Annotated in this window: 6 protein-coding genes; 3 read left to right on the plus strand and 3 right to left on the minus strand. The window is 55.2% G+C overall.

Annotation, left to right across the window (positions count from 1 at the left end):
* The 3 genes from IKB43_11480 to IKB43_11490 form a co-directional block, all read right to left on the minus strand.
* On the minus strand, nt 1-226 hold a 226-nt coding region (locus IKB43_11480), incomplete at its 3' end, for a hypothetical protein (protein MBR2470748.1).
* A complete protein-coding gene (locus IKB43_11485) occupies nt 226-1,041 on the minus strand; it encodes a hypothetical protein (protein ID MBR2470749.1) in 816 nt (271 codons plus the stop codon). The genes IKB43_11485 and IKB43_11480, both read right to left, overlap by 1 nt.
* A gap of 101 nt (nt 1,042-1,142) precedes the next feature.
* A complete protein-coding gene (locus IKB43_11490) occupies nt 1,143-2,528 on the minus strand; it encodes an amidophosphoribosyltransferase (GenBank protein MBR2470750.1) in 1,386 nt (461 codons plus the stop codon).
* Nucleotides 2,529-2,722: 194 nt separating this feature from the next.
* Here IKB43_11490 and IKB43_11495 point away from each other — a divergent pair, with 194 nt between their 5' ends.
* The 3 genes from IKB43_11495 to IKB43_11505 all read left to right on the plus strand — a co-directional run bounded on the left by IKB43_11495 (nt 2,723) and on the right by IKB43_11505 (nt 5,953).
* Nucleotides 2,723-2,953, plus strand: coding sequence for a hypothetical protein (locus IKB43_11495; protein MBR2470751.1), 231 nt, complete (start codon nt 2,723-2,725; stop codon nt 2,951-2,953).
* A 184-nt stretch (nt 2,954-3,137) separates the two neighbouring features.
* Nucleotides 3,138-4,262: a glutamine-hydrolyzing carbamoyl-phosphate synthase small subunit gene (gene carA / locus IKB43_11500; GenBank protein MBR2470752.1), complete on the plus strand. Its 1,125-nt coding sequence runs from the start codon at nt 3,138-3,140 to the stop codon at nt 4,260-4,262.
* On the plus strand, nt 4,262-5,953 hold the full coding sequence (locus IKB43_11505; protein MBR2470753.1) for a CTP synthase: 1,692 nt from the start codon (nt 4,262-4,264) through the stop codon (nt 5,951-5,953). The genes carA and IKB43_11505 overlap by 1 nt, the downstream gene beginning before the upstream one ends.
* Nucleotides 5,954-6,091: the final 138 nt, after the last annotated feature.

Consider the following 6,091-nt stretch of genomic DNA (forward strand, 5'->3'; position numbering starts at 1 on the left):
CCTTCTCCTCGATCATCTGATCCAGCACATAGTCCTTCTGCTGCTGCTCCGTCATGGCAGAGCCTTCAGGAGTTTCCTGGAACTGGTAAAGGTTGTTCAGGAACTCTGAACGCATAATGGGCTTGCCGTCTACCACGGCGGCAACGCCTTCCATCAGTACTGGAGCGGCCCAAAGGCTTGCGGCAAACAGGCAGACAAAACACACAAAATTCTTGACTTTCGTCATCACTTATCCTTCTTGGAAAACACGTCCGTCTGTGAAAAAATCGGTCGGGACATTTTCCATTCCTTTTTCAAACGTTCACGTACGGCCTTGCGGTGTTCAAGCCACGCCTGGGTTGCCACCGTCTCCGCCACCTCGTCGTAGGGCAAAACGTCGGCGGAATCCAGCTTCTGGGTCACCACAACCATCTTGAGAGCTCCCGAGCAGACCTTCATGGGCGAAAGCTTGCCCACCGTCACCTCGCGGATATCGGCTATCATGCAGGAATCCGGCGATTCGGCCAGGGAGTCAAAGGGTTCAATCTTCTTGATCAGGTAATGCGCCGCCGGCAGGGAGTCGTAGTCCAGGGACTTGTGGCCCTTGTAGTAAGTATCTGCCGAGGTCCAGTCCTTGAAGAACAGCTGGGCTCCCGAAACCAGGGTTTTGCCCCGCAGGTAATCTTCTTTGTGGGCGTTGTAGTAGTCGATACGTTCGGCATCGCTTACCACCATGGTGTCCTCGAAACTCTGCATCAGGCGGTCCACCACCATTTTGCGCACCGTCTGTTCGATTTGCATAGACAAGACCGGGTCCTGGTCAATCCCTCTCTGCTGGGCTTCCTGGAACATGGTCTCTTCGTCTATCCAGCGCTCCAAGAAAGCGAGGCGTTCCCGGTCGGTCCAGGAATCCCACTGCGGGGCCTGCTTATGGATGTCCGAAAGATAGAGTTTCGAATCCCCCACGGAAACCACCACAGGGTCGTTCTTTTCGCGCATCAAGTCACATGCCGCTACGGCGAGCAGCACCAGGGCGCAAAAAATGCGGAACAAGACTTTCATCGCCCCAAATTTAGAAAAAACAAGGATAAGTATTTGGTTCTAGGAGGTTGGTTTTAGGTTTTTTAGAGAAAAGAGCATTTTGCGCCTTGAAACAATGGTACTTACCCGCAGCGGGTCTTTTTCGTGTCGGAGCCGATGTAGTCGGGATAGTCGTTGTCGAAACAGGCGGCGCAGTAGTGCTCGCCTTCGCCGGTGCATTCCTTCATGCCTTCGACGCTCAGGTAGCCGAGGCTTTCGACGCCCAGCATCTTGGCGATTTCGTCGGGAGTCATGGAACTTGCGGCCAGTTCGCCCTGGCTCGGGAAATCCATGCCAAAGAAGCAGGGGTGCGCCACCGGAGGCGATGCGATGCGGATGTGGACCTCGAGAGCGCCCGCGTCGCGCAACATTCGGGAAAGAATCTTGAGCGTCGTGCCGCGAACGATGGAATCTTCCACCACGCACACGCGCTTGTTCTTGAGTACGCCTTCGATGGGGTTGAACTTGAGCTTGACCTTCTGCTCGCGCACGTTCTGCGTGGGGTCAATGAAGGTGCGGCCCACGTAATGGTTACGGAGAAGCCCGATTTCAAAGCGGATGCCGCTGGCTTGCGAATAACCTAACGCAGCTGTGGTGGCGCTGTCGGGCACGGAGATGACGATGTCCGCGTCTACGGGGCATTCTTTCGCCAGTTGCTTTCCCATCTTGCGGCGGATTTTGTCACAACTTTGTTCGAAAATCTTGGAATCGGGGCGACTGAAGTAGATATACTCGAAAATGCAATGGGCAAGCCTGTCCTTGTGGGTAAAGCGCTCGGAGTGCAGCCCGTTCTGGGTGATGGTCAAAAATTCGCCGGGCTGGATATCGCGCACATAGTTTGCGCCCAGCAGGTCAAAGGCGCAGGTTTCGCTCGCGACACACCAAGCCTTGCCCATGCGGGCAAGCGAAAGCGGGCGGAACCCGAAGCCGTCGCGGGCCACGAACATGGTGTCCTTGCTGATAAACACGAGGCAAAAACTGCCCGTGAATTTCGTGATGGCCTTCTTAATGGCGTCTCCCAGGGTGTCGGCCTCGGTACGGGCGATTTCGTGCAAGAGAATTTCGGAATCGGAGGTGGTCTGGAAAATGTGCCCTTCGCTTTCCATTTCGGCGCGGAGTTCGGTGGCGTTGGTGATGTTTCCGTTGTGGGCCACCGCGAGCTGCCCCCATTTGCAGCTTACCAGAATCGGCTGGGCGTTGGCGAGGGTCGATGCCCCGGTAGTGCTGTAACGCACGTGGCCAATGCCTGCAAAGCCGTCAAATTCGTCGATGTTGTGTTCCCGGAGGAGGGTGGATACAAGCCCCATGGACTTGCGGACGCGAACCTTGTCTCCGTCAGTGACTGCGAACCCGGCGCTTTCCTGACCGCGGTGCTGCAGGGCGTAAAGCCCCATGGTTATATTCCTCACGACGGTATCGCCATTGTAGATGCCGATGACGCCGCATTCTTCGTGTAATTCGTCGAGCATAATGCCTCTCTGAAATTTATGTCTCCCCTACCTCGAAGGTCATAGCCCACCCGTTCGGGTGCAAGCAGGGAAACGGACGCGCCAGGCGTGCAAAAATCGTGCCATTTTACGGGTCGAGGGGTAAATGGCGCACGAGATAGCGTTGTTGCGCAAGAATGGATTTTGGGCCGAGAAACGGCTTTACATTTTATGTAATGCAAAATCGTAAAACTACAAAAATTGTAAAAGAATTGCCCATTTTGAGCGAATTTCGCAAAAATTTTTCTTTTTTTACGCCTTACCAACGCCTTGGCAGAATGCTAGTTTTTGGTTCCGATGAAAATATCGGAATCCATCGAGGCACACATGAGTACCGCCGTTGCAAGCCACTCGCAACGGAACCAGGCGACTCTCCCCGGGCATCTGATTTTCATTCCTGTCTTTAAAGTTTTCAATCGCTTGGCAAAAGCTTCTGGCTTTTGCCTTTATTTTTTACTGTCACCCTGGAGCAAGGCCACGCCGCGCGATAGGGTCCATGTGGATTCTATCGCAGTTTCTATCGCTGCACTCCAGAATGACAGGCTCCAGAATGACATTACAAAACAAGTTTTCACTTAACGCGAGCAATATATGACAGATAAATTCAACTGGAAAGCGAAACGCGAGAAGAAAGCGTTCTTGGCATTGGCGGATGGCGCCGTGTTCCACGGGTACGCCTTTGGTAGTGCTACCGATACCGTCGGCGAAGCGGTGTTCAACACCGGCATGGCGGGCTACAAGCAGATTTTGACGGACCCCTCCTACGCGGGGCAGTTCGTGGTATTCACCACGGCAGAAGTCGGCGCCTACGCGGCGAACCTCGAGAAGTCCGAATCCCGCGACGTATTCCTGAACGGCATTGTCGTGAACTCGCTGGACGACGTGAGCAAGGAAATCGGCGAAGAGAGCCTGCACGACTATATGCTCGCCCACAAGAAGCCGGGCATCGCGGGCGTGGATACTCGCGCACTCACCATCCACCTGCGTGACCATGGCGCACAGAAAGCTTACCTCCACGTAGACGGTACCGACATGAGCGAAGCCGATGCAATCGCAAAGGCAAAAGCCTGGGAAGGCCTCGACGGCCAGGACTACGCCAGCAAGGTCAGCGACCCGAAGGGCTACGAGTTCAGCACGGAAGGCGACTTGAACGTTGTCGCTCTCGATTTCGGTATCAAGACGAACATTCTCAGAAACCTGGTGAACCAGGGCATGAAGGTCACGGTGCTCCCGATTACCGCCACCTACGAACAGATCATGGCTAAAAACCCTGACGGTGTTTTCCTCTCGAACGGTCCCGCCGACCCGAACAGCCTCCCGCAAGTGGCTGCGGTCGTGAAGCAGCTTTTGGGCAAGGTTCCGCTGATGGGCATCTGCCTCGGCAACCAGCTCTTGGGTCTTGCGCTCGGCGCGAAAGTTTCCAAACTCAAGTTCGGCCATCACGGCTGCAACCACCCGGTAAAGAACTTGAAGACCGGCGCTGTGGAAATCACGAGCCAGAACCACAACTATGCCATCGAAGAATCTTCGCTCCCCACGAATGTAGAAGTCAGCCACATCAACCTGAACGACAATACGGTCGAAGGCATCCACCACAAGGAACTCCCCGCGTTCAGCGTGCAGTACCACCCGGAATCCGCTCCGGGCCCGAACGATTCCTACTACTTGTTCGGCGAATTCAGACAAATGATTCTTGACTTCAAGGGAGCAAAATAATGACGAAGGCCGCCCCCAAAAAACAGACCAAGTACATCTTTATTACCGGCGGCGTGGTCAGCTCGCTGGGTAAGGGAATCACCTCGGCCTCGCTGGCGCTGCTTCTCAAGAGCCGCGGCTACAAGGTGTTCATGCAAAAGCTCGACCCGTACCTGAACGTGGACCCGGGCACCATGAGCCCTTACCAGCACGGCGAAGTCTTCGTGACCGACGACGGCTACGAAACCGACCTTGACCTCGGCCACTACGAACGCTTTGCAGGCGTGCAGTGCTCCAAGGCTTCCAGCTACACTTCGGGCCGTATCTACTCTTCCGTGCTCGCGAAGGAACGCGCGGGCAAGTACCTCGGCGGTACGGTGCAGGTGATTCCGCACATCACGAACGAAATCAAGGACGCCTTCCGCTCTGCAGCCGAAAGCGGCGCCGACATCGTGCTCTGCGAAATCGGCGGTGTCGCTGGCGACATCGAATCGCTCCCGTTCCTCGAAGCCGCAAGACAGTTCCGCTTCGAAGTCGGCGTCGAGAACACCTGCTTTGTTCACCTGGTTCTTGTGCCTTACCTGAAGGCTGCAGGCGAACTCAAGACCAAGCCCTCGCAGCACTCGGTTGCCGAACTCCGCAACATCGGTATTTTCCCGGACATTCTCGTGTGCCGTACCGAAATGACGATCCCGCAAGATCACTTGGACAAGCTCGCGCTCTTCTGCAATGTGAAGCCCGAATGCGTGATTGAAGAAAAGGACGTGACGGATTCCGTGTACGCCGTGCCTCGCGAACTTTCCAAGCAGGAACTTGACCTTCGCGTGCTTGAACAGCTCCATCTGAGCGTGCACCCCATCATCCACTCCGAATGGGACAAACTCGTCAAGAAGGCCACCCTGCCCAAGTACGAATGTACCATCGCGCTGGTGGGCAAGTACATCGCCATCCGTGATGCCTACAAGTCCGTGCACGAAGCCCTGCAGCACGCTGGCATGGAACACAACGCCAAGGTGAAAGTGGAATGCATCGAGGCCGAAGAACTTGAAAAAAATCCGAACCTCATCAAGAACGCTGACGGCATTCTGATTCCGGGAGGATTCGGTAGCCGCGGCGTGAACGGCAAGTGCGTTGCCATCAAGTACGCCCGCGAACACAAGGTTCCGCTGCTCGGCATCTGCCTTGGCATGCAGTGTTGCGTGATTGAATTTGCACGCAACGTGCTCGGTTGGAAAGACGCCAACTCCACGGAATTCGACGAAAAGACGGCCCACCCGGTCATCGACCTGATGGACGAACAGAAGAACGTCACCGAAAAGGGCGGCACCATGCGCCTCGGTGCTTACCCGTGCAAGCTCATGAAGGATTCCAACGCCGCAAAGCTCTACAAGAGCGAAAAGATAAGCGAGCGTCACCGTCACCGCTATGAATTCAACTACAACAGCGAATTCCGCAAGGAACTCGAAAAGGCCGGCCTCAAAATTGCCGGTACATCGCCCGATGGCAAGCTCGTAGAAATGGTGGAAATCAAGAACCACCCCTACTTTGAAGCCTGCCAGTTCCATCCGGAATTCAAGAGCCGTCCTACGGCACCGCACCCGCTGTTCAGCGGACTTGTAAAAGCCGCTCTTGCACAGAAAAATGGCAAAACAAAAACCGCGACCGCAAAAGCCGCGCAGAAGAATTTGAATGGAGGCAAAAAGAATGCCTAAGCGTACCGACATCAAGAAGATTATGCTCATTGGCTCTGGCCCGATCGTAATTGGCCAGGGCTGCGAATTTGACTACTCCGGCGTGCAGGCCTGTAAGGTGCTGCGCCGCGAAGGTTACGAAGTAGTGCTCGTGAACTC

It is taken from the genome of Fibrobacter sp. (genome assembly GCA_017503015.1).
GTDB lineage: Bacteria > Fibrobacterota > Fibrobacteria > Fibrobacterales > Fibrobacteraceae > Fibrobacter.